This is a genomic window from Phycisphaerae bacterium (assembly GCA_041652575.1).
GTDB lineage: Bacteria > Planctomycetota > Phycisphaerae > Sedimentisphaerales > UBA12454 > UBA12454.
In genome coordinates this window covers 26,456-51,822 of the sequence record JBAZHC010000008.1, presented here as the reverse complement: position 1 = coordinate 51,822, position 25,367 = coordinate 26,456, and the positions used below count along the sequence as shown (strand labels likewise).

The window sequence follows — 25,367 nt, the reverse complement described above, 5'->3', positions numbered from 1 at the left end:
TTCTCATTGCCAGCACTGGCCTGAAGGATTTCGATTGCACATAAGCCAGTTTTCCGCCAATTGCTGCATATCGAGCCAGTCGCCTGCCCATGCATTTGCCATAATAATATAATCGAATAAATTTACCTGGCAATCGCCATTCAGGTCAAAAGGCATCGGGCCGTTACAGACGTATTTTTGTGTTGTAAAGCTCCAGACGGCTCCTGTTGTAACGCCGGCCGTGTTTTTCTCATCGACCCGCCAGTAATAAGTCGTGTCCAGAGACATTGCTCCTGTCGCCATAGATGTACCCGTCTGTTCCGTAACAAATTCCGGCGGGTTAGTTGTTCCGAAATATACTCTATGAGATACGGCTGTTGCGCCGGTTGTCCATGTAAGCGATATACCTGCCGAATTAATATCGGCTGCTCCGTCTGCCGGCACAGGCAGCCAGGAAGCCGTAGGAGGCTCAAGCGATTTGGGATTCCATGGATTTGCAGAAAAAACATTATTCACATCTCTCCACGTTATCGCCTCGGCATCAGTAAGTTGTCTTGTACCGGGCGTAAGTCTGGATGCTATGTTCGCCGGTTCGCCGGTGTATATATCTACTGACTTATACTCCCATAGTCTCAGGTTAGTAAGGTCAGTCAATGTATTTTGATACCACCCTACCGGGTAAAAAATTGAGCCTGGGTAAGCGCAATTCAGCATTACGACTTGAGCGTAGCCGTGGCCATCGAACAATCGTCCAAAATAGCAATTCCTAACCCCTCTTGGTACAGTCAAATTGCAATCCACAAGGAAAAAGCCGTTAACGCCATCCGGTGTTCTTGGCTGCATTATATATGCGTTTGAAGTTACTTCATTCATCTGACATTTGTCAAAATAAGCCGTACCGTATCCCCAGATAAAGTCCGTATCGCCCTGGATAAAACAATCCTTGAAATATACCTGTCCTCCTGCTTTGATAAGCAGTGTATCCTGATAGCTCAGGAACTTGCAGTTATTGGCGACGCACTTCAGCGCTGCTGGTGTTATTGTTTCAGCCTGACCCGAATTATCAGGTGCCGTATTCTGAAGCGTTAAATTATACATTCTGAATCCACTGCCGAAAGCCTTAACCATCATTCGGTAATCACTGCCGGGATTAAATAATTCGCGGTTATATCCAGCCACAATCGTCGCATCTTTATTTTCTCCGATCCAGGTTATATTTGTCTTGCTGGCCGGTATATGAACTATTTCTCTATAGGTGCCGTTTTTTATTCCTATAACTGTTCGGCATGGGTCGTTATCAGCCGCAGCATCCGTAGCACCCTGCAGAGTACAAAAATCCCCGGTTCCATCAAGAGCTACTATGTAATTGCGGTCAGCCGCTGGTGTTGACGCTTTGGTCGTAAATCTCCACGTTGTATTGTCGGTTATCGCCGGCGAAGTATTGCTGCCGGAATCGGTGCAGAAACCGGCGGTAATTTTTACATAATAGGAGGTGTTGTATTCTAATCGCGTTGATGGATAAATCTCCAATGTATTACCGCTCACGGCAAAAGGAACGTAGTTTAATGTTAACCCATTCAAGTTTATCTGGTAAGGCCAGCCTGTTGCAATCCAGCCATGAATATCATAGGGCAACGTCTGCAGGTCAAGCTGATAAACAACGGAATCGTCTGACACTTTACATATCTGGAGATTGCCGCTGGTTGCAACGGCAGGAACAGTTGTAAAGGTTATCCAGAGTTTCGTATCTGCGCATATTTCAATCGAATTATTCGCGGGGATGAAACTGCTTATGGTCATATCGGTTGCTTTTGTGTCCGGCGCACAGGCAAATATGAGCATGGCAAGCAAAATGATAAAACAAACATTCCGGCTTGATAATGATTTCTTGTTCATGCACATACTTCCTTGATTATAGACAATACAGTATTATCCGCAAAATTGCCACAAATTTCAAGACAATATCGCGCAGCAATAAAGTCCATTTAGTGCAAAAAATGTTCCTAAACTCTTTTTCTTGACAGGGTTATAATGATGCGTAAAATCGAATCAGGCGTTTAGAGAAAGAAGATTTATGAAATCGAAAATTATTTATCAAATCTTAATTTTTTTAATCTGTTCATCCTGTCTGTCGGCGCAAAATTGCCGGTTAAATGCCGGGTACCTTCGCTGTGAATACAAAACAAATCCTTTGGGAATTGACCGGCCAAACCCTTGTTTAAGCTGGATTGTTACGTCCTCTCATCGTGGCCAGAAACAAACTGCCTGGCAGATATTCGCTGCTTCGAGCCGTCAAAAACTGGATGCGAACGAAGCCGACCTTTGGAACTCAGGAAAAACCGAAAGCAGTGAAACAGCCTGCATTGAATATAGAGGAAAGTCTTTGAAATCGCAGATGCAGTACTTTTGGAAATTAAGGGTTTGGGACGCAAATGGAAATGTATCTGCCTGGTCGCCGCCTGCTTTCTGGTTGATGGGGTTATTGCATAAGAACGATTGGAAAGCTCAATGGATAGGCTTTGATAACCGTCCTGAAAATATCTACCAGCAGGATAACGACAGTCAGCCCGAAACTTTTAATGACTGCAATTGGGTTTGTAATGCCATTCCCGCGAAAGCGGGAATCCAGAAATATTTCCTGAAAAAGATTATAAAGGTTGATGAGCTTTCACAATTCAAAGTCGCTAAAATTCGCCTTGCCATTGACGGCAGGGCAGTTGTTTGGGTCAACAATCAGAAAATATCACAAATCGAAGATTTTAAATCCGCCCATTCCCTTAATATTCTTGGGAAACTTATTGATGGAGACAACGTAATAACAATCGAAGCCGAAAGTGTGAAACAGTTCTGCGTCATCGGCAAAGTTATTTTCGAATTCCAGAGCAAACCCGCCATTATTGTTCCAATTGATTCGACATGGACAACAGACAGGACGAGTTTAATTCCTTATGGTTCGGCTCCCTGGGGAAAATTTGACAAAAAACAGTGGATTCTTCCGCCGCCTGCATATTTGCGTAATGATTTTAAGATAACAAAACCTATAAAACGTGCCACAGTTTACGCATCGGCGATTGGCCTGTATCAGATATATCTCAATGGCGAACAGGTGGGACAGGACTTTTTTACTCCCGGCTGGACTGATTACGTAACACGTGTTTACTACAACACTTATGATGTTACTCAAATGCTGCGGCAGGGCGATAATGCCGTTGGAGCCATTCTTGCCGACGGCTGGTATGCGGGCTATCTTGGCTGGAGCAATGCCAGAAATCATTACGGAAAAAATCCGAGACTACTGGCTCAATTATGCGTTGAATATACCGATGGTACTACTCAAACTTTTGCAACTGGTTCGGAGTGGAAAGCTTCGACAGGTCCTATTCGATTGGCCGATATTTTGGAAGGGCAGACTTATGACGGGCGAAAGGAAATGCCCGGCTGGGTTGAGCCGAGTTTTAATTCTGACAATTGGCAAAAGGTTGATGTAACAAAATCAGTTTCTGCGATAGTTCAATCATATCCCGGCGTAACAGTCCAAAAGTTTCAGGAGATTAAACCGCTCTCTGTTAATCAGCCGCGCAAGGGTGTTTATGTTTACGATATGGGTACGAATTTTGCCGGTGTCGTTAGATTGAAAGTAACAAACGCTGTCGCCGGTGATACAATTACATTACGTTTTTCCGAACGCCTGAATCCTGATGGTACGGCCTATACGGAGAATCTTCGCAATGCCCGCGTTACGGATATTTATATCTGCAGAGGGAAAGGCACTGAAATTTTCCAGCCGCAGTTTACTTATCATGGTTTTCAGTATGTCGAAATTACAGGTTTTCCCGGCAAACCAGACCTTGACACAGTTATCGGCATTGAATTGACTTCCGCGACTCCTGTCGCCGGTTCGTTCGAATGCAGCGATAAGAACGCAAATCAGCTTTATCGAAATATCTGCCAGACCCAGCGTGCCAACTTTTTCGATGTTCCAACCGATTGTCCCCAGCGCAACGAAAGAATGGGCTGGACGGGAGATGCGCAGGTTTATGTTTATACTGCCTGTATGAATTCCGATGTCCAGGCCTTTTACGAAAAATGGCTCACTGATTTGCGGGACTCTCAGCGAAAGGACGGCCAGTTTCCAAAAGTCGCTCCCTTTAAATTGGCATCTTCGGACGCCGGCCCCGCCTGGGCCGATGCGGGTGTTATATGCCCATGGACGATATATTCCGTCTATGACGATAAAAAACTGCTGAAGCAGGCTTACCCGTCGATGAAAAAGTTTGTAGAATTTTGTAAAAACCGCAGTACGGAAGAGATGCTTCCGCCGAAAAAATATTTCTGCTATGGCGACCATCTCAATCTTAATGCCGAAACCTCAAAGGATGTTATTTATACCGCGTATTTCGCGCACAGTACGAAATTAACTGCGCAGGCCGCGAAAGCTCTCGGCAAGACCGGCGATGCGAAAGAATTTGAGGCGTTGTTTGAAAAGATTAAAGCTTCTTTTAATAAAGCGTATGTTGACTCAAATGGCAAAATTGAAAGTGATACTCAGACTGCTTATGCGATTGCGATTTCATTTGATTTGCTCGATGAACCAGTTCGTTCAAAAGCGGCAGAACATCTTGTCGAACGTATTAAAGCCCGCGATTGGCATTTATCTACCGGATTTGTCGGTACAAAGGATTTAATGCTTGCTCTTGCCCAAATCGGCCGAAATGATATCGCTTATAAACTTTTTCACAACGATACTTATCCATCGTGGGGCTTTTCGATTAAAAATGGTGCGACAAGTATCTGGGAACGCTGGGACGGCTGGACACCTGACAAGGGTTTTCAGGTCGCGAGGATGAATTCTTTTTCACATTATGCCTTTGGCAGTATCGGCCAATGGATGTTTGAAAATATCGGCGGGATAAAATCAGACGGCCCCGGCTTTAAAAAAATAATTATCAATCCTCAACCCGGCGGAAAACTTTCCTGGGCAAAAACTTCTTATGATTCCATCTATGGTAAAATTGTTTCAGATTGGAAAATAAAAAATGGTTTGTTTAGGCTGAAAATATCAATTCCGGCAAATACATCAGCCATTGTTTACATTCCTGCTGAAGATAAAAAAGATGTTATCACTGATGGTGCCGAATTTCTTAAAAAGCAGGGGGGTTATATTTTGTATGAAGTCCCATCCGGCGATTATGAATTTACCGTGAAAATTGCTCAATAAAAAAACCGGCGATGTTTTATGCATCGCCGGTTCAAGCTAAGATGCGGTGTATTGCACATTATACTTTACTATTTACTGCCAACATTCGGCCTCAGGCGTTCTATAGCAGGTCAGCCACTTGTCTGCGAGTTCTCCAATATCCTGCCAGTTCAGCTGGCAGTCGCCGGTGACATCTAAATCGGAGCATGTTTTCTCGTTGACGCTTATATTATCCAGCCATGATTTTATTAACCCGCCGCTTTTTGCACCGTTCAGGTTAAAAGCCACAACCATATAAGGTGCGGTAGCGGTAAACTCATCATTGGCCGGAGGTGCATAAGGGCTGATGTTCGGTGATTCTGTTATATCTTCCCAATCCCATATACCATTGGAAGTGGGAGAAAAGTTCAAATTGCTTGTGCTGCCTATAGCAATGAATTTTTTCATATAACAACCGATCGGGCTGCCCCATGTTGATGGTGTAGGACTGGTTAGGCTGAATGCTATCAATACTTCCACCCAGTTCTGCCGCGTAGTGGAATTTGGGTCATTCAGATTACCGCTCCATCGGCCCGAAAATCTGTACTTTTTGCCGATAGTTACCGGGAATATTTGGTAAAAGCGGTGGTTAGCAACCTTCACGGCTGTAGTATTTGCCCAAAGGTAAGCTGAACCTGCAGGTTCGCCTTTCGAGCCGTCATAGAACACACTTAGTACGCCTGATGCGCCTGGTGCATTGACAAGCAGCCATGGTGTCAGCACTGTATCGAAACCGCCGTTGGTCAGTAAGTTTCCTGCTTCGTTTGGCTCACCCCAGCCATCCGCCATAACTATGAGATCTCCAAAATTAACCTGACAATCCTCATTCAGGTCACTATCGGGTGCATTGTCACAGGAATATCTCATCGTAGTGGCCGATTCTTCGTTGGAATCTGCCGTGACATTTTGATTTATGCTCTTGTCACGTGCCTTGACCTTATAAGTATAGGTCGTGTTGTTAACCAGGCTGTTATCGATATATGTAGGGCTGTCCTGCCAGCCTGAATCGTGATTCGGGTCTGTTACGTTGGCAAAATAATACTCAACGCCCGAGTTATCTGTTGCGGTCGTTGCGGTCATCGCAATAACGCTGATGCTTACCGGATAAGGGCTTACCGACCATGTCATCGGCGACGGACTTGGAGGAACCGAATCGTATTCGTCAGAGGATGTAAAACTCCACAATGTTCCTGTCGTTGTTCCGGCTGAATTTTTCTCATCTATACGCCAGTAGTAAGTTGTATTGTTTTCCATGACTCCTGTTGCCAGCGATTGGCCGGTTTGTTCTCCAATCGATGACGGCGGATTGTCTGTTCCGAAATAAACGATATGAGATGCAGCTTCAGCACCTGCCGCCCAGGTTAGCGTTACGCCGGCTTTATCTACGCCTGTTGCGCCGTTTGCCGGATATGGATTCCAGGACTCAGTTGGCTGATTGGCAAGTTTTGGATTCCACGGATTAACGCTGAACACGTTTTCGACATTTCTCCAGTAAGCTGCATTGGCATCGTCAAGCTGTGACGAGCCCGGATTAAGTCTGCTGCTTACATCGATAAGTGTGCCGTTAGGTTCTCTTGACTTGTATTCCCATAGTCTCAAATAGTCCATAAGACTTTGAGTGTTTGTGTTCCATCCTATCGGTCTGATTAGACCACTCGGCATAATACAATCAATATACGCAACCTGTGCATAATCGTATCCGCTGAACAATCGGCCGAAATAACAGTTATCTACTCCTGCCGGTGCAGTAAGGTTGCAGTCCACAAAGAAAAAGCCGTTATTGGTACTCGGTGTTCTTGGCTGTGTTATATATGAACTTTCATCGGCTATTAAACGGAGTTCGCAATTGTCAAAATAAGCTACTCCCGTTCCCCAGATATAATCCGTAGCACCTTCAATATAACAATTCCTGAAATATGTCTGGTTGTCCAGCAGGAGTGTATCCTGGTAGCTCAAAAATTTACAATTATCCATAAGACACTGCAGGCCGTATTTATTCCTGATTGTTTCAGCCTGGCCCTGATTATATCCGCCGGCCGTATTATAGAAATTTACATTATACGCCCTAAGCCCATTACCTTCAATCTTGACCATCATTCTGTAATCGGTACCCGAGTTGAATGCATCACGATTGTATCCGCAGATTACGGTAGCATCACGGTTTTCTCCGAGCCAGGTCATATTAGTTTTAGCAGTTGTTGTATGTATGAGTTCCCTGTAATCGCCATTTTTTATTTTTATAATTGTTCTGGTTGTGTCGTTGTCAACTACGGCGTCTGATGCTCCCTGAATTGTGCAGAAATCACCGCTCCCATCGGCCGCTACCAGGTAGTCATGGTCCGCCGCAGGCGCTGAAGCCTTAGTTGTAAATCGCCACGCCGCATTGTTGTTTATCGCAGGTGAATAGTTGCCGCTGGAATCCGTACAGAACGCAGCCGACATTTTGACATAGTAAGTTGTATTATAATCCAGGCGTGTGGAAGGATGAATCTCCAGAACATTTCCGCTTACGGCAAATGGGATGTAGTTTAATGTTAATCCGTTCAAATTAATCTGATAAGGCCAGGCTGTCAAAACCGGCGGGTCTGCAAGCGTCTGCAAGTTTAGTTGATAAACCACCGAATCATCAGATGCTTTGAAAATTTGCAGGAATCCGCTGTCTGATACTATTGGAGTTGAAGTAAATGTTATCCAAAGTTTTGTATCCGCGCAGACCTCAATTCCATTTGGCGTTGGTGAAAAGTTCGTTATTACCATAATATCAGCCGTTGCTTTGGAATTTGCTATAAATCCGATTATCGTGAGTGAAAAAATTGAATAAATATATAAATTTTTATAAAATTTACGCATAATAGCCACTCCTTCCTTTTTGAAATTAGCCATTTTATTTAGCCGTTCTCTTCTTGTACCGGTATTTTGACGCATTAAGCTATAATTTTAGCACAATAACATGTAAATAATAGTGCGTTTTGCGCAGAAAAGTAGCACAATTGCGCAACATTGTTTTTGGCCTATTGATATTTATTCGATATTTGGTTATTATTTTGAAATGCCGTTACGCCAAAAACAAAAACGTAATATCAGAATTGCTTTCGTTGTGCCAAGCATAAGTCTCAATTTACAACGAATCCTGAAAGGTGTTCATCGTTACGCTATGGTTAATACCAATTGGCATCTTCGCATCGCCGCAGGTATTCCGGAGCGTATCCTTCCTTTACTGAAAAAAAATGGAATAGATGGAATGTTTGTCGCTCTTCATTCCAAAAAGCTTATGTCGAAGGTCGGCACTATGAACCTTCCCTGCATTTCTATGGATTGTCTCGAAATCCCCAAAGTTCTGCCTTATCTAACTGCGGATTCCGTTAATGCAGGCAAGCTTGCCGCCGAACATTTTCTCGAACGCGGATTCAGGCACTTTGCCTATTACAGCCCAAGCAATTATTTCTGGTCGGTTCGCAGAAGACATGGATTCAGTCAAAAGATTCACGATGCCGGCTACAAAATCAGCGTTTACAATCCGAATATCACAAAACACGATAAATACGACTGGCAGTCCGGACGGACATGGATGAAAGGCCTTGAAGGACCAATTAAATGGCTCCATTCTCTGCCAAAGCCTGTTGGACTAATGGCCTGCGACGATACTATTGGTTATGACCTTATCGAGGCCGCCGGAGAAGCGGGCATTCGCATTCCGGAAGAAGTTGCCGTAGTAGGGGCGTTTAATGATGATGTACTATGCAATGTTTCGAAACTGCCGCTTTCAAGCGTTGCGATAAACCTCGAATCGGCGGGTTTCCAGGCCGCTAAATTATTGAATGATATTATTCTCGGAAAGAAAACAATGGCAGGCCAGGAAATTCTTGCCCCCGCTACCCACGTTGTTACAAGGCAGTCATCCGATATAATGGCCATAAATGATATCGATGTCGCAGGCGCTTTAAGTTTCATACGAAGAAGTTTTAACTCACGTATTCAGGTTGCAGATATCGTCGATGCGGCCTCCTGTTCAAGACGAAGCCTGGAGGCGAAATTCCAGTCAATTCTTGGCCGTTCCATTATGAAAGAGGTCGCACGTTTGAGAGTTGAACGCATCGCTTCTCTTCTTTTGGAAACAGATATGTCAGTTGACCAGATTACTGCCGCATCCACCTTTGATTCTGTCAGTCATCTTATCAGGGTGTTCAAAAAGTACAAAGGCATTTCGCCCGCTGCCTTTAGAAAAACACATATTGTTATTTAATATAATCTAAAAGTATCTTCATATTGTTTATAAACGTTTCGGTTGATATATAGTCCTGTCCGCTTTCATCCTTGTATGGCGAAGTATCTGTTTTGTCACCCACCCGCGTTGACGCGTGTTCATCTGTCGCTTCGGTTTTAGTGCTGTCTCCGATATATGGATTGCTTTTAACGCTGTGCCTGCTCAGCCATCTGCCTTTATCATCCAGTTCTTTAATAACATATTTGACCTGCTCCATATTAGGCCGTTTATAATCAACATTGGCTTCGAATAAATCATCCATTGAGCCTGTTAAAGAATAATATTTTTGCGGACTGCCATCCTGTGTGAATTGCTCATTCAAAACAGGTGAATTTTTTGTCGCTTCCTCAACGCTCATTTTTTTAACCTGTTCGAACTCTTTGCGAATCCGGTTTACATCGATATAAATTTTTCCTGCCGAATGCGCAAGTAATTTATCATCGTTATAGTCAGTATAATAATAACCGTATGCAGCGTTCGAACCTTTTCGATGCACATAAATCGGCTTGTTTGTGCCAATTTCGAGAAATCTCGGATATAAATATCTGCCGTCTGCGGTTTGCGATTTGTCAAGTTTGCATTTATCCAGCCAGTCGAGCGCATCGGGTATATGGTCAAGGAATTTGCCGTCTCCCGTCATTCGATAAAAAGTTATGAGCTGATTAATGTTATCAACGGTATCTTTTGTCGAAAGAGCCTTCGGTTCATACGTTCGCGCGCCGGCCGGTTTCAAATCCATTGTGTATTGCTGAGCCCATCCCGCCTGCGGTTTGGCCTGTTGCGATACAAGATAAAAATTCATTCCCCTGACAGCCGGCTCCAGGCATCTCCTTTGCCCCAGTACGATATAACATTGAATCAGGAAATTTATATTTCCGCCGGTGACATTGTCGTTAAATGTGAGATATGAAGAATAATCTTCTCTGCCGTGATGGCTGAATTCGTACATCAGCGGATACCTTTGGGGCCAGCCGCCTATCGGGTATTGACTTTCGATAACAAAGTTAATCGCCTTATCGAGCGGATATTTATACGCAGGGTTGAATTTTTCGATATACATTCTCAAAAGAAACCTCGAAGCTTCCGATGTGGCGCTGTCGTCAAAAGTCGCGTTGCCGTAATAATGCTGAAATTCTTCGAGTCTCCATCCGTTTTTTCCGATTGTTTGGTGCCATTTTTTCAGCGACGTATTGCCGGCGAAATCGATTATATAGTGCCATCCGCCGCACTCGAGCTGTCCCCATATCAGGGCATCTGCTGTTTTTTTCGCGGCCTGGTAATAATATTCGTCTCCCGTAGCGTGATATGCGTCAAGAAAAAGATTGCCCATAGTCGGCGTCCCCGGCGGCTGAACCCATATCATTGTCTTATACGCTTCCATCTCTCCCCAGCGTCTTGAAAAATCAGGCAGATAGTTCCATACATATCCGCCGTTCGTACTGACCTGCTCAACCATATATTGAGCGGCTTTTTTCATTGTCGCAAGACATTGGGATTTGAGTTCTTTATCACTCTCGCCTTTGACGGCAGTTCCGCCGGAAAACACAATCCACAAACCGCAAAGCAAACACAGGCATTTATTCGAGCTCATATTTAATCTCCGACAGTCAGGTATTGATTTGTATATATACAGCAAATTCGGCAATAAATCTATCGCAAAGAGTAGATGATTGGACATGTGGTTTTAATTGGATTATTTACTTCAGCCGCCGCTGAAATCAAAACCTCAGCTATTGGCAGGTTGCCGTTGTCAGGTTCGGGCCGGTTATCTCGACATAATCAATATTTGTCAGGCCGTCACTGGTGGTTGATTCAAGACTTATGCTTTTTATGCCTGTTGTTAAACTTACATTCGTTGATACCGTAGTCCACGTGTCCCAGTCGCTGGTGACAGGGAAACTTATTCCGGATACCACAGTAGAACCGTTTATAATCAAATTTCCCGGTCTGGTAGTTGTGGATCCGTTGGCATATCGCCAGGTAAAAGTATATGTTCCCGTAGCTAAAACATTTATGCTCCAATCAATACTTTGGCCGGTGTCATTGGTGGTATTGGCAAAACCTGTGCCGGTATAGCCATTATGGTTGGTATCAATTGTGCCATCGATACCGCAATAACCGTCAGTATTTTCCTGTATGGTTATACTCGTAACAGGAGCGGCAGGTGTTGTAGAAACCTGGCTGGAATATGCTGACTCATTGGCTGATGTATCGACCGCTGTAACAACATAGTAATATGTTGTGCCGTTTATAACGCTGTTATCTGTATAATCAGAAGTGCTCAAAAGTGAGCTGTTGAGTTTGCTGTATCCCGAGCCTGATGTTGTAGAACGATATATATTATATCCTGTTAAATCGCTTTCGCTGTTGTCGTTCCAGTTTAGTGAAACCGTTGCGTCGCCGGCCATTGCAGAGAGACCTGTTGGCGGGGCAGGGGCGTTAATATCAGGTGGAATTATCATCCAGTTATTGGCAAAAGCTGAAAACTCGTAGAAGTTAACAGTGCAATCATCGTCAATGTCCGCCAAGGTGGTCGCTTCACAGTCATTTACCAGCCACAAGTTGCACAGGTAAGCGAGGTCGTCTATTTCCACGATGCCGTTAACTATGAAATCACCGTATATTGTTGGTATAGCGGTAACTTCGCCTGAATGTGCAGATTCATTCGAAGATGTATCAACTGCAGTAACGACATAATAATAGGTAATCGTATTTGTAACACTGCTGTCGCTGTAATCCGGACTGCTGAGTAGCGAACTGTTGAGTTTGATATATCCTGAACCTGAAGTTGTCGAACGATATATATTGTAGCCTGCCAAATCTGGTTCGGTATTATCGTTCCAGCCAAGTATTACAATTTGGTCGCCTGCTCCTGCAATCAGACCTGTCGGCGTTGCAGGTGCATCAGTATCCGCAGGTGTTGCCGATACCTGGCTTGAATAATTTGATTCATGTTCATTAACATCAACTGCGGTAACAACATAATAATAAGTTGTATTATTGATAACGCTGTCGTCGGTATAATTTGAATTGCTCAAAAGTGAGCCGTTTAATTTGCTGTATCCCGAGCCTGATGTTGTCGAACGATAAATATTATAGCCGTCCAAATCGCTTTCGCTATTGTCGTTCCAGTTCAGACCGACCGAACCATTATAGCCTGTTGCTGACAAACCGGCAGGCGAGGCAGGGGGATAATCTACATTGCTTACAGTGTATTCATAACATCCAAGGTCAGGTGCACTGCCGTTGTATGGCAATCCGACATCTGTTCCTCCGTCGATTAAATCGCTTCCCGCCGCAAGGTGCATAAAAGTAATATCGGGCAAACTGCCGTCAGCCTGTCTTGGCCCATAAGCTGCCGAAGGGTCAACGCTGACAAAATCGCCGCTGCTGACGGAAAACGGACTCTGCCAGCTATTTGTAGTTTGCACAACGAAACTGCCGAGACTATTCGAGCCTAAGTAGTAAACGCAGTTTGTAAGCGTTGCGGTCGAACCGCTGGCCAGCGCCAAGGGGATGTTGTAATTATATGAACCATTATTAAATGCTGTACAATTATAAAGGGTCATGGAACCTTTGTTATTGTTCTGATCGAAGCCTTTAACCGCGTTCTGAAAAGAAAGACAATTTATTAAGATAACATTATGCCTGAGTGTTTTATCGTCGCTGCCGCCCATTTTAAAACCATTGCCGTCTCCGCTGCTGGCTTGGCCGTTTTTCAGGTAACCATTTTTAAATGCCCAGCAATTTTCATAAGTTGTCAAAATGCCATCTGACGGCCTTAAATAACCATCGTATCCATCATCTAAATTCTGCCATGACCTGCAGCCATAGAAATAGTTGCCTGTACCAATATCCAGTTTCGGCGCAAAACCATCCGCATTTTCCAGCGAGGAATCTGCGTTATAATATGAGTCGCAGTTTATGATTTGGTTGTATGTCGCACCGCCTCCTATTTGCAAACCAGTGTCGTGGTTTTCATAGAACCGGCAGAATTCAATAATATTATATGAACCGCCACTTATATTCATACCGTTATCGCCGGCACCGTAAACGTCTATGCCTTTGATATGCCAATAATCTCCAGACAGTATAATTCCCCTGTTGCTGCCGCTTTCCGCCATTGCCGAGAAATCGAGAACAGGCCGTTCGCCGGGATAGGCAAACATATAATATCTGGAACCTGATGTGCCGTCCTTCGAAATGGAAATGGTTGTGGTATATATATGAGTTCCGCCGCGAAGATAAATTGTATCGCCTGCCGTCGCCGCAGTTACAGCCGTAGGAATCGTTGCAAAAGGATAATCTATGGTGCCGGGGTTGCTGTCATTTCCATTGGGGTCGACAAAATAATCACTGCAATATGCAGGACAAACCACGAAAAATATGCAGACCATCAATAAGACAAGGAGACGCTGCCATTGCCGGCTTATTTGCAAGAACGATGTCCCTATCAGAGATTGATGTGCTTTTAAAACCAGTATTCACCTGTTAGCCAGACTTTTTGTAGGTTTAATCAGATTATATCAGAAATATTTAATAATAGCAAGGAATTTGTATATGCAGCCGGTACAGTGGCGATACAGACATGGAAATGATATTTTTAGAGACGCCTTTAAATCTTAGTATCTGAGTAACAATATAAAAAAAGGCCCGCAAAAGCAGACCTTTTTAATGCTTGGTAACCTCCACCTGTGCCGATGGAAGGCTATTTAAAGAACCCAGTATTTTAAAGTGGTAAGTCAGCTTCAAGCGTCCGAAAGTCCTGTCGAGCAGGCGTTTTCGAGCCGGCAGGTTCTGACTTCCTAAAATATGGATATCGGTTCTTCAAATATCTACGATCCTGTCGAACACTGCAGGGGAAACCTTGCTATAGTATTGTATCGGATTTTAATACGATTTACAATGAAATTTTATTTGCAGGGATTCGCTCCGACCGGTTATAACTGTTTTACTGGACTTTTATAATTAATTGTGGTACAATAATTACGTGTATATAAATATAAAAATGTTCTTTTAAAAATCGAGCATTTTTTTCGGGGGCGAAAGGCTTCGACCGGACGGGTAGAGAAGCAGGTTGCATGTCCAGGATGTCGGTTGGCCTGGCTAATCATCCGACACAAATTTAATTGGCAACTACCAATTAGCAATGGCTGCCTAATTTAGGCGGCTCGTCCTGCGGGATTGTTCCCGCCAGTTTCGCAAGGGCGTCAAAATGCGGGACAGCTTTGTCAGGCCGCTGGTCCGAGCAAAGTTAAAAATTACCGGCTGGCTGAACTGAAAGCCTGTTGATCGGCGTTTAGTGAAGCGAGAACCAAATGACCAACTAAACATGTAGATGCCTGTTTTGAAACGTTTCGGGACGGGGGTTCGAATCCCCCCGCCTCCATTTTTTTATTTCATTATTTTACGATGACTTAAGAAATGAGGGGTATGTTTCCGGATTTATTCAGGTTTTGAGTTCATTAAAAATTTTCAAAAAAAATCCCGCGATTAGATGGCTTAAATCGCGGGACATTATAATTTTACATTTTTATTTTTTAATTTTTGTTATTGTCTCCGTTCGTCGATTCCCACAATATCATTCCCGGCTCGTATTGGTCGGCAAGGTCTTTTGCTCCCGGCAGAACTCGCACGGCGAATCCGCATTTTCCGCTGCGGGTGCACTTGATTGTTCCGGTGAACCCGCACGAATTTTGTTTGGTTTTTTCAGCCGCTCCGGCCATTTGTTTAACGCTGCCGCGGTTTATATTTCCCCACGAATCGACAGCTCCGTGATATATCTGGACAGCCAAATCGTCCGGGTTCAGTCCGCCCAGTCCGATGGTTGCGGTTATTTCAAGTTCGCATCCTACTTCGAGATGCGAGGCGTTGCCGTTGAGAGAAACGGCTGTTTTGCCGTTTTTAACCTGTACATCCACATCTTCTATTTTTATATTTTTCCATTCTTCTTTAAGGCGGTTTTTCAGAGTAGCCATTGTTTTTACTTTTTCCATATTTGAGGAAGCGAAACTTTCCCATCTTTCCGCTGCCGGCCTATAGAATCTGTTGGTGTATTCAGCTACCATTCTGTGAGTATTGAATCGCGGCACTATCCATTTTATCGAATTTTTCATCCTGTGTATCCACGCCCTCGGCAGGTTGTCGGATGAATGGGTATAGAATAGCGGTACGATTTCATTTTCGAAAAGGTTGAATATCGCTTCCGATTCTACTTTATCCTGATATTCATAATCGTCGTAGGTTTCTCCTGCTCCGATTACCCATCCGGAATTCAGGGCATATCCTTCCACCCACCAGCCGTCTAAAGTGCTGACGTTTAGCGCACCATTGAGTGCCGCCTTCATTCCGCTTGTTCCCGATGCCTCCATAGGGACTCGCGGATTGTTGAGCCAAATATCGACGCCCTGTACCATATAACGGGCGATATCCATATTGTAATCTTCGAGGAAAACCAGTCTTTTCCTGACGTCATTTCTGGTAGCGAAATGGATAAGCTGACGAATAATCTCTTTGCCCTGTTCGTCATTAGGATGAGCCTTGCCGGCAAAGATTATCTGAACGGGCTTGTCAGTCTTGTTCAAAAGATTTACAAGCCTCTCGGCATCCTTCAATAAAAGATTGCCCCTCTTATAAGTCGCAAACCTTCTTGCAAATCCTATCGTCAAAGCCTCAGGGTCAAGAACCTGCTCGGCCCAGCCCAGCTCGGTATGATATGTACCTCGCCGCTGCATTTGCTTTTTAATCTGCTTGCGTACAAAACTAATGAGATTTTCTCTGCATCTCTGATGTATGCGCCATAATTCCTCGTCCGGAATCTGGTCAACATTCTGCCAAATCGATTCCTCAGCGATTTCCTCGGCCCAGTTAAAGCCCAGGTATCTTTCATAAAGCTGATTGAGGTCCGATGAAATAAAACTCTTGGCGTGTATGCCGTTGGTAATTGACTGAATTGGAACTTCTTCGACCGGCAGTTTGGGCCAAAGCTCAGCCCACATCGCGCGTGAAACGCCGCCGTGGAGCTTGCTGACGCCATTGCGCCATGTACTCAACTTCAAAGCGAGTACCGGCATCTTAAAGGTTTCACTGTCCTTGGACGGGTCAAGCCTGCCAAGTGAAAGAAATGCATTTTTGTCAAGTCCGAGCTTCGGGAAATAAACGCCGAAATATTTACTCATCATCTCCGGACTGAATTCATCGTTACCCGCCTTTACCGGCGTGTGAATTGTAAAAATATTGCAGGCTTTCGTTGCTTCCAGAGCCTGCTCAAAATTTAAATTCCTCGTACTGCAAAGATGTCTTATTCTCTCCAGTGCCATAAAAGCGGCGTGGCCTTCGTTCATATGACAAACGGACGGCTCAAGTCCCATCGCCAGAAGCGCCTTGAAACCGCCAATACCTATAAGTATCTCCTGCTGGATTCTCATTTCCGAATTGCCGGCGTACAGGGCAGAAGTTAAAAGCCTGTCCTGTTCGGAATTGGCGGGAACGTTCGTATCAAGCAGAAACAGATTTACTCTTCCGACGGTAACTTTCCAGATTTGAACGGCTACCTGCCTTTGCGGAAAGGCCAGTTTAATTGTCAGCGGATGGTCGCTTTTCTTGCGGACGAGTTCTGCGGGCATATTGTAAAAGTCATTATCTTCGTAACGTTCCTGCTGCCAGCCGTCGGCGTTAAGATACTGCCTGAAATATCCTTTCTGATACATCAGACCCACGCCGACAAGAGGCAAACCCAAATCGGATGCGCTCTTTAAATGGTCTCCTGCGAGAATACCCAAACCGCCGGCATAAACCGGCAGCGATTCGTGAATTCCAAACTCAAGACTGAAATACGCGATGACAGGTTTGTGCTTATTAGTCCAAACCCTGTCAAACCAGCCCGGCGAAGTCGAATAGTGGTTCAGCTTTTCCTGGGCCTGCTTGAGCTGATATACAAAACCCTGCATTCCTGCAAGGTCGTTTAGTCTGTTCTGATTTACAGTACCGAGAAGCTTTACAGGATTGTGGCCGCACTGCTCCCATTTTTCAGGGTCAATCTGTCGGAATAATTCAATAAATTCCGGATTCCACGACCAAAACATATTGTGCGCAATAGTCCTAAGACCCATCAAGGCTTCAGGCAACGACGGTAACACTGTGAAATTACGTATTTTTTGCATATCGTTCCTTAATTTTCGTATGTTATTCTATCGTCATTTTCAGGGGATTGCTTAATTGCGGATTAGAAAAGCTTTTTAGGTTATCGGACTTGTGCAAAGAGTATATTGTTGCGTATTTTGCTGGAAAACCATACTTCCGATAAATCGGGGGCGCAGCGATGAACCCCCGGTAAGGCCGGGGGCTTTTAAGATTTGTTTTTATTTATTCCGCTTCTTTTTCGCTAATCAGATTGTAGAGTTCATCGGCCGAAGCGGCATTCTGCAGTTTGTTTTTGAAGTCTTCATCCAGCATTAATCTGCTGATTCTGGCAAGGGCCTGGATATGCGGACCTGTCCTGTCCATCGGAGAAGCCAAAAGCACAACTATGTAAACAGGCTTTGAATCGATGCTCTGAAAATCAATGCCGTCACGTGAAATGCCAATCGCCATTACCAGCTCTTTAACGCCTTTGCATTTGCCGTGAGGTATGGCGATGCCGGAGCCGATTCCGGTGCTTCTTGTACTTTCTCTGCTCCTTACCGCCAGGAGCACTTCGTCTTTGTTGGTAAGCAATTTTCCAGCGTCGAGCAGTTCGACAAGCTCCTGTATTGCAGAGTCCTTGTCTTTTCCGCCCAGCGGAACCTTTACACAAACCGGTTTAAGAATCTGAGTCAATACCATTTCTAAAATCTCATTCCATCGAAAATAATAAAGAAGGGTTTCAAAATCATTGAACGCAAAATTCTATAAGTTTTTAGTTCAAAAGGCAAATACTTTAATTATATTTATAATTATTTTAGATGTAACATCTTTGGAATAAAAGAGTTACGATTTGCGTTACAGTATCAGCATACAATCGCCATAGGAATAAAAACGGTATTTTTCCTTTACGGCGTGGCTGTAGGCGGCAAGAATTGTCTCCAATCCGGCGAATGCTCCGACCAGGGCGAGCAGTGTGGATTTGGGCAGGTGAAAGTTCGTGATTAAGCAACCGGTAATCTTAAACTCAAAGCCGGGGGTGATGAACAGATTTGTTTGTCCTTTTGACGGCGTTACTTTTCTGCCCTGCGCGACTGTTTCGAGAGTTCTGACGGATGTTGTGCCGACGGCGAAAATTCTTCCGCCGGCCTGAATTGCTTTGTTAATAATATCTGCGTTTTGTTCATCGATGAAATATTCTTCGCTGTGAATTTCGTGTTCTTCAAGAGTTTCGGTTTTTACGGGAAGGAAAGTACCCTGGCCGACGTGAAGTGTAATCTGGGCAACGGATATTCCTTTCGCCTTGACTTGTTCGAGAAGCCCCGGCGTAAAGTGCAGCCCTGCGGTCGGGGCGGCGATGGCGCCGTTGTTGAGGGCGTAAACGGTCTGATAGCGATTATTGTCGAGTTCATATTCGCAGCCGCCCTGTGGTCTTTTTATATAAGGTGGCAGGGGAGCAAAACCGATGCTGTCTAAAATATTTTCAGCGGGCACCTTGCAGTCTGGTTTTATGAGCCATTGACCGGCCTCGAGCTTAGTGTCGATGACGGCGGGGCAGTATTGTTTTTTATCCCTGTCGAGCAGAAATATGACTTGGCCTTCTTTTACGCGTGCCGAATTTTTCAGCATTACTTTCCATTTGTCATCCTGCACTGTCAGGAAAAGGCCTTCGATTTGAGCACCGGTTTTCTTTTGAGCGAAGAACCTTGCGGGGATGACTTTTGTATTATTTATGACAAGGCAGTCGCCTTTTTGCAGGAAATCGCAGATTTTGGAGAAACTGCTGTCTCGCAGAGAGCCATCGGTGCGGTTCAGAACGAGCATTCTGCTGTCGCTGCGGTTTTGGGCCGGCTTTTGAGCGATTAACTCCGGCGGCAGGTCGTAATTGAGTTTTTCGATTTCCATAACAGTAAATTATCAGACCTTCGGGAAAATGACAAAAAAATTATCCGGTTTTGTTTCTGATAATAAGCGTTTTTTCTGTATTTGTTTTTTAGAAAGAAAACCACAGGCGATTAAATCCGATAAAAAGAGCAGTGATAAAGATTGATTCGGGACAGAAGATAAATGGACACGGAAAGAACATTTGAACGGCTTGCAAGTTCCATCTCGTCGCTCGGCAGGAGCGAGGTAGAAAAAAGACTCAAAAATTTCAGGGGCAATTTCAGGTTCGACTTCACCGATGAGTATCTCGGCAGTTTGACAATTGACCGGCTGAGACATATACTTTTCGCGGCGATAACGGCGAAATTAAAAAAGAAAAGCAACTGAACAACCATTTCAAATTTGCTTGCGTAAAGTTTCCGGCAGGTTAAAATTATCCCCATTATGGAACACCGGACAATAGCAGTATCTCTATTTATTATAGCGTATGCGTTATTTGTTTTTCTGCCCGCCAGAAGAACCGTTATCGCTGTTATAGCGAGCCTGCTGGTTATTTTTACCGGAGCAATCACGCTCAGGCAGGCTTTTTGGGCGATAAACTGGAACGTGATGGGAATATTTGTCGGTACGCTGGCCGTTGCCGATATATTTATGGAAAGCAGGATGCCGGCGTGGCTCGCCGAGGTCATTGTCAACAAGGCCAAAAACACAACGTGGGCGATACTTTTTATTTGTATGCTGACAGGATTTATCTCGGCGTTTGTTGAAAATGTCGCGACGGTTCTGATAGTTGCGCCGATAGCACTGGCACTGGCGAAAAAACTTAAAATCAGTCCTGTTAATATGATGATAGGGATTGTCATATCGAGTAACCTGCAGGGAACGGCAACGTTAATAGGAGACCCGCCAAGTATGCTTTTGGGAGGTTTCGCGAAAATGACATTTTGGGATTTCTTTTTCTATCACGGCAGGCCGAGTATCTTTTTCGCAGTTGAAATCGGTGCGGCCGTTTCGTTTTGCGTCCTTTATTTTATTTTCAGAAAACACCGCCAAAAGACCGGGATTGTAGCGGTAGAAAAAGTCAAATCATGGGTTCCTACAATATTGCTGGTCGTTTTAATAATCGCACTTGCCGCATCGAGCTTTTTCGATACAGGCTTTTCCTGTCTGGCCGGTATAATGTGTATGGTCTTTGGAACGATTTCCCTGCTGTGGCAAAAATTTGTTAATAAAACTTCTATTATAGCGGGGGTAAAGTCTCTCGACTGGGACACAACTTTGTTTCTGATGGGTATTTTTGTGCTTGTCGGCGGCGTTACCGCGACAGGCTGGATTGAAACAATCGCTGAATTTATGTCGAAGCTGGTAGGGCAAAACATATTTTTAGGTTATACGTTAATAGTTTTTATCTCTGTTTTTGTCTCGGCGTTTGTGGACAATGTGCCTTTCCTGGCGGCGATGCTGCCGGTAGCGATTTCAATGGCCGCTAAACTTAATATGGAGCCGTCGTTGTTTCTTTACGGCCTGCTGATTGGTGCAAGTCTTGGCGGAAATATTACACCAATCGGAGCATCGGCAAATATCATAGGCTGCGGGATACTGAAGAAAGAAGGGTATCAGGTTAAGTTCGGGGACTTTGTAAAAATAGGATTACCGTTTACCCTCGCCGCGGTTGGCGCAGCGTATATATTTGTCTGGCTGATATGGCGGCCGGTGTAAAATTGCGCAATAAAAAAGGCTCAGGAGACCTGAGCCTTGCTGAAGCAAAACCCTTAGTATTTAATATATAGAACTATTGGGTTATAAAAAAACATTTCACTTCAGCGAAACCAAAACCATTATAAGAAAAAAAAGAGCATTACTACGCCATCTATTATATCCCAGTATCTGGTTTTTGCAAAGGGTTTTTTGATATTTTTTTTACATTTTTTTAAAATTTTATAACTTGCTTTAGGCAAAGGGTTTATGATTTCAAAAAACAGATTTATTGGGCCTGTTTTGGCACTTCGCTTACCCTTAAAGGCAGCGAAGCCTGCAGCTGACCGTCAACCGCCAGGTCGATTTGATACCGTCCATATTGCTTAAATTCCAGGCCCTGGATATTGAGAATAAGGTTAGTTGCGGAGGAATCAAAACCGGGGCCGGTTCGTACGGATATATTGCCTTCGAGTTTGGGGGCTATATTTTTGCCGTCCTCGTCGATTATCTGGATTTTAACGGGATGATTACCTTCTTCTATTCTGTCAAAACGGATTCTTGCCGCGATTGAGCAGAAGGGGTGCTTGGCAGGCAATTGCCTGACCCATATATTGTCAAAAGCCCCTAAAATATTCAATTTTCCCTGCTGTTCCGTTGCGGCGTCGCATAATAGAAAAGCCTCGATTTCCATTTTATCTCCTTTGACTAAAATAGACGGGAGAATTGTAACGCAGAATGCCTGAAAAAAGCAAAGAGAAAAACCAAAACATACTGGTATAAAGACAAAACGCAGTTATAATTTACAATATGGCAGAGGTAAAACAACGACTTATCACGTTATTATTGGGAAAAGTTTCGAAGCAGCTTACCGGCGAAGTATTCAATCCCGCGGTTATCAAAAGCTCTCCGGTGTATTATAAAACCGCTGTGCCGAAACAGGTAATAGTCGGGCAGGGAAGTTATGCCATCGGAGACAAAAACGTAACATATCACCTTCGCGGGTATCAGCCCGATGTGCTTCTGATTCAGACGACAATAGAGGTTGAAAGCATATTTCATAAGGAAATTTTTGCACTCGAGAAGCAGTCTTACGAACATTCGTATGAAATCCTGAAGGAATACGGCGGCGAGCCTTTGTTCAGTGAAGAGTACTCGGTTTTTGCGGTTACTGATTACGAAGGCGCGCCTGAGCAGTTCCTCAATAACAAAGATATTATCGTGTCGCTTCTGAAATCGGAAGAACTGTTAAGCCTCGACCCGCAGGAAGTGCAATACACACTCAACAGTAAAATCAAATATGATAATAATGATTTATCGATAATCGACTGGGACGGAGCGTTTCTATTCGACCCCAACGGCGATATCGAGGAAGATTTGGAATTGCTGACGCTTGCGAATCTTCAGCTTTTAAGGTGCCGACTTCTTGACCATCAGCTTGACGGGAGACTGACCCGGTTGGCAGAACTGCTGCATAATATACCGGTAGGCGGAAGCCTGCGCGGCAGAGATTTGGCGCAGAAAATGAAAGAAACCATGGAGATACGAATGACTTCCAGTTCGGAACTGCAAAGACTCGAACGCGATATCAAGCTTATCGGCGACTGGTACTCGGCACGTTTCTATGAGATGGCTGCGGCAAAATTTAAAATCGACGACTGGAGAAGAACTATCCGCGGCAAACTCGAATCGCTTCAGGACAGTTATTCGCTGATTATGGAAAACTTTACAGTTTCGGCAAAACATCGTGCCGAGTGGATACAAATAATATTATTTTTTGTTCTGCAAATAGGCTGGCTGATTTTGATTGTTGTCGAATACCTGCATTTCAAGAGACTGCCGTAACGGTAAGATCAGGGAGGAGATATGCTTGCAAAACTGCATAGCGTAACGCTTGAAGGAATCGAAGGAATAATCTGCGAGGTCGAAGTTCATATAAAACGCAGCGGGTTTGAAAAATCACTGATAGTCGGCCTGCCGGATACCGCTGTAAAGGAAAGCATCGAACGGGTTCAATCGGCGGTAACAAATTCAGGCTACACATACCCAAAAACAAAAAGCGTAATAAATCTTGCGCCTGCCGACGTCAAAAAAGTCGGGCCCGGGTTCGATTTGCCGATTGCGCTGGGAATTCTGCTTGCCACAAAAGCGATTGAAAGTCCCGTTATAAAGGATTTTGTCATTATCGGCGAACTTGCTCTCGATGGCAGAGTTCGGCCGGTTAACGGTGTATTGAGTATGGCGATGGCGGCACAGGCAGGGGGCTTTAAAAGTATGATTGTACCTTTGGAAAATGTCCGCGAAGCCGCAGTCGTAGAAGATATCGAGGTTTTCGGCGTCGGCTCGCTGGCCCAGGCTGCATCGTTTCTGGCAGGGCAGGTAGCGCTGGAATCCGCTTATGTCGATATCGACCATCTTCTCAAGCAGGCGGGAGTTTACGATGTGGATTTCGCCGATGTCAAAGGACAGGAGACCGTCAAACGCGCACTGACAATCGCCGCCGCAGGCGGGCATAATATTCTGATGATAGGTCCGCCGGGAGCGGGAAAAACAATGCTCGCTCAAAGGCTCGCTACTATTCTACCGCCATTGGGATTGACTGAATCGCTGGAAACGACAAGGATTTATTCCACCATCGGCCTGCTCGACGGCAAGGCATTGATGGCGACAAGACCCGTTCGAACGCCGCATCATACTGCGACAGGTGCGGCACTGGTTGGCGGCGGAACTAATCCGCGCTGCGGCGAATTATCACTTGCACATAACGGAATTTTATTTCTCGATGAGTTTGCCGAATTTCCAAGACACGTTTTGGAAATGATTCGTCAGCCTTTGGAGGAAAAAAAGGTTACTGTCTCACGTGCGAAAGGCTCAATTACATTCCCGGCCAATTTTATGCTCGTCGCCGCGACAAATCCGTGTCCGTGCGGATATTTCGGCTCGGCACAGAAAAGATGCAAATGTACGCCGAACCAGATTGAACGGTATATGGCGAGAATTTCAGGACCGATGCTCGACAGGATTGATATTCATATTGATGTGCCCAGTGTTACATTCAGCAAATTACGCTCGAAACAAAGCTCCTATGATTCAGCGGCGATACGGCGGGAGGTTGTGGCCGCAAGAGAAATCCAAAGAAAAAGGTTCGGCGAAAAAAAGACGACCACAAACGCCACGATGACGCACAGGCAGGTGAGTAAATACTGCGACCTCGATACGCCTGCGGAAATGGTTTTGAAAAACGCAATGACTGAATTTGGTTTATCGGCAAGGGCACACGACAAAATCTGCAAGGTCGCAAGGACCATCGCCGATTTGACGGGCCAGGAAAATATCAGCGCCGAACATATCGCCGAAGCCGTCAGTTACAGAAAGTTAGACAGAAGTTTATAATAAATAAGGTTTATTATGGCATCATTAAATGCAGCTTCACTTATTGCTCCATGTGGAATAAATTGCGGTGTTTGCCATGCGTATTTAAGAGAAAATAACAAATGCCCGGGGTGCCGGGGCTCGGATATTGGCAAGCCGATAACCCGCGTTAAATGCAAAATCAAAATCTGCGAAGTTTTTAAAAATAAAAAGGCAAAGTTTTGTTTTCAGTGTAATGATCTTCCCTGCGATAAATTGAAGCATTTGGATAAAAGATATAGAACGAAGTATAATATGAGCATGATTGAAAATCTTGGAAATATTGAAAAATCTGGTATTAGAAAATTTTTACTAAACGAAAAAACAAGATGGATATGTTCCAATTGCGGCGGGACTATTTGTGTTCATAAAGGTTTTTGTTATAGCTGTGGAAAAAAGAAATAAGAGAAAAACCCCTGACATCTTTTTTACCATTTTTTGAAGATTACAAAAACCGCCAGAACAATCAATAAAAATCCTGCTGCATAATTCCAGCGAAACTCCTCTTTCAGATAAAGTATCGAAAAAACTGAAAAAACGACCAGTGTAATTACTTCCTGAATGGTTTTTAACTGCGCAGCGGTAAAAACGTAACTGCCGATCCTGTTGGCGGGAACCTGAAAACAATACTCTGCAAACGCTATCAGCCAGCTTATGAGAATTACCCATGCGAGAGGCTTATCCTTGAATTTCAAATGTCCGTACCACGCAAAGGTCATAAAGATATTGGAAATCGTAAGGAGAATGATAGTTTTCATAGATTTGGCTCCGAGTGTG

At 44.4% G+C, this 25,367-nt stretch carries 16 protein-coding genes and 2 other RNA genes; 8 read left to right on the top strand and 10 right to left on the bottom strand.

Annotation, left to right across the window (positions count from 1 at the left end; translation table 11 throughout):
* Nucleotides 1-3 precede the first annotated feature (3 nt).
* Nucleotides 4-1,875: a pectinesterase family protein gene (locus tag WC496_07410; protein MFA5292843.1), complete on the bottom strand. Its 1,872-nt coding sequence runs from the start codon at nt 1,873-1,875 to the stop codon at nt 4-6.
* A gap of 178 nt (nt 1,876-2,053) precedes the next feature.
* Here WC496_07410 and WC496_07405 point away from each other — a divergent pair, with 178 nt between their 5' ends.
* Nucleotides 2,054-5,197 (top strand): glycoside hydrolase family 78 protein, encoded by a 3,144-nt coding sequence (locus tag WC496_07405; protein ID MFA5292842.1) that lies wholly within the window; start codon nt 2,054-2,056, stop codon nt 5,195-5,197.
* 72 nt (nt 5,198-5,269) lie between these two features.
* Here the strand turns inward: WC496_07405 and WC496_07400 are convergent, their stop codons facing one another.
* Nucleotides 5,270-8,065: a pectinesterase family protein gene (locus WC496_07400; protein ID MFA5292841.1), complete on the bottom strand. Its 2,796-nt coding sequence runs from the start codon at nt 8,063-8,065 to the stop codon at nt 5,270-5,272.
* 304 nt (nt 8,066-8,369) lie between these two features.
* Here WC496_07400 and WC496_07395 point away from each other — a divergent pair, with 304 nt between their 5' ends.
* Entirely contained in the window at nt 8,370-9,458 is a 1,089-nt protein-coding gene (locus WC496_07395; GenBank protein ID MFA5292840.1) for a DNA-binding transcriptional regulator, read from the top strand.
* On the opposite strand, the gene WC496_07390 is transcribed toward WC496_07395, so the two are convergent.
* The 3 genes from WC496_07390 to ssrS all read right to left on the bottom strand — a co-directional run bounded on the left by WC496_07390 (nt 9,451) and on the right by ssrS (nt 14,344).
* Complete coding sequence (locus WC496_07390) at nt 9,451-11,070, bottom strand: pectate lyase (GenBank protein ID MFA5292839.1); 1,620 nt, start codon at nt 11,068-11,070, stop codon at nt 9,451-9,453. The two genes, WC496_07395 and WC496_07390, sit on opposite strands and share 8 nt — an antisense overlap.
* Nucleotides 11,071-11,209: 139 nt before the next feature.
* The gene (locus WC496_07385; GenBank protein MFA5292838.1) at nt 11,210-13,876 is read right to left on the bottom strand and encodes a carbohydrate-binding protein; all 2,667 of its coding nucleotides are present in this window, start codon (nt 13,874-13,876) and stop codon (nt 11,210-11,212) included.
* Nucleotides 13,877-14,160: 284 nt separating this feature from the next.
* A non-coding RNA gene (ssrS, locus tag WC496_07380) (6S RNA) lies at nt 14,161-14,344 on the bottom strand.
* Nucleotides 14,345-14,517: 173 nt separating this feature from the next.
* Between ssrS and ssrA the strand changes: the two genes are divergently transcribed.
* Nucleotides 14,518-14,871, top strand: a transfer-messenger RNA (tmRNA) gene (ssrA, locus tag WC496_07375).
* Between the two features lie 148 nt (nt 14,872-15,019).
* Here ssrA and glgP read toward each other — a convergent pair.
* From glgP to queA, 3 genes are all read right to left on the bottom strand, one after another.
* On the bottom strand, nt 15,020-17,641 hold the full coding sequence (gene glgP, locus WC496_07370; protein ID MFA5292837.1) for an alpha-glucan family phosphorylase: 2,622 nt from the start codon (nt 17,639-17,641) through the stop codon (nt 15,020-15,022).
* 202 nt (nt 17,642-17,843) lie between these two features.
* Nucleotides 17,844-18,302 (bottom strand): PTS sugar transporter subunit IIA, encoded by a 459-nt coding sequence (locus tag WC496_07365; protein ID MFA5292836.1) that lies wholly within the window; start codon nt 18,300-18,302, stop codon nt 17,844-17,846.
* A 156-nt stretch (nt 18,303-18,458) separates the two neighbouring features.
* The gene (gene queA, locus WC496_07360) at nt 18,459-19,505 is read right to left on the bottom strand and encodes a tRNA preQ1(34) S-adenosylmethionine ribosyltransferase-isomerase QueA (GenBank protein ID MFA5292835.1); all 1,047 of its coding nucleotides are present in this window, start codon (nt 19,503-19,505) and stop codon (nt 18,459-18,461) included.
* A 162-nt stretch (nt 19,506-19,667) separates the two neighbouring features.
* On the opposite strand from queA, the gene WC496_07355 reads away from it, so the two are divergent.
* Together WC496_07355 and WC496_07350 are read left to right on the top strand one after the other, a co-directional pair.
* Complete coding sequence (locus WC496_07355) at nt 19,668-19,871, top strand: hypothetical protein (GenBank protein MFA5292834.1); 204 nt, start codon at nt 19,668-19,670, stop codon at nt 19,869-19,871.
* Nucleotides 19,872-19,928: 57 nt separating this feature from the next.
* Nucleotides 19,929-21,203, top strand: a complete 1,275-nt coding sequence (locus WC496_07350; protein MFA5292833.1) for an SLC13 family permease — start codon at nt 19,929-19,931, stop codon at nt 21,201-21,203.
* Nucleotides 21,204-21,468: 265 nt separating this feature from the next.
* Here WC496_07350 and WC496_07345 read toward each other — a convergent pair whose 3' ends face one another.
* On the bottom strand, nt 21,469-21,873 hold the full coding sequence (locus WC496_07345; protein ID MFA5292832.1) for a hypothetical protein: 405 nt from the start codon (nt 21,871-21,873) through the stop codon (nt 21,469-21,471).
* A gap of 116 nt (nt 21,874-21,989) precedes the next feature.
* Here WC496_07345 and WC496_07340 point away from each other — a divergent pair, with 116 nt between their 5' ends.
* From WC496_07340 to WC496_07330, 3 genes are read left to right on the top strand one after another with little or no spacing between them, the layout of a single operon-like run.
* Nucleotides 21,990-23,024, top strand: a complete 1,035-nt coding sequence (locus tag WC496_07340; protein MFA5292831.1) for a hypothetical protein — start codon at nt 21,990-21,992, stop codon at nt 23,022-23,024.
* A 21-nt stretch (nt 23,025-23,045) separates the two neighbouring features.
* Nucleotides 23,046-24,572: a YifB family Mg chelatase-like AAA ATPase gene (locus tag WC496_07335; protein ID MFA5292830.1), complete on the top strand. Its 1,527-nt coding sequence runs from the start codon at nt 23,046-23,048 to the stop codon at nt 24,570-24,572.
* Nucleotides 24,573-24,587: 15 nt separating this feature from the next.
* A complete protein-coding gene (locus WC496_07330; protein ID MFA5292829.1) occupies nt 24,588-24,995 on the top strand; it encodes a DUF3795 domain-containing protein in 408 nt (135 codons plus the stop codon).
* Nucleotides 24,996-25,018: 23 nt separating this feature from the next.
* Here WC496_07330 and WC496_07325 read toward each other — a convergent pair whose 3' ends face one another.
* Nucleotides 25,019-25,348 carry a DMT family protein gene (locus tag WC496_07325; GenBank protein ID MFA5292828.1) on the bottom strand — a complete coding sequence of 110 codons (330 nt, stop codon included), beginning with the start codon at nt 25,346-25,348 and terminating at the stop codon, nt 25,019-25,021.
* Between the last annotated feature and the right edge of the window lie 19 nt (nt 25,349-25,367).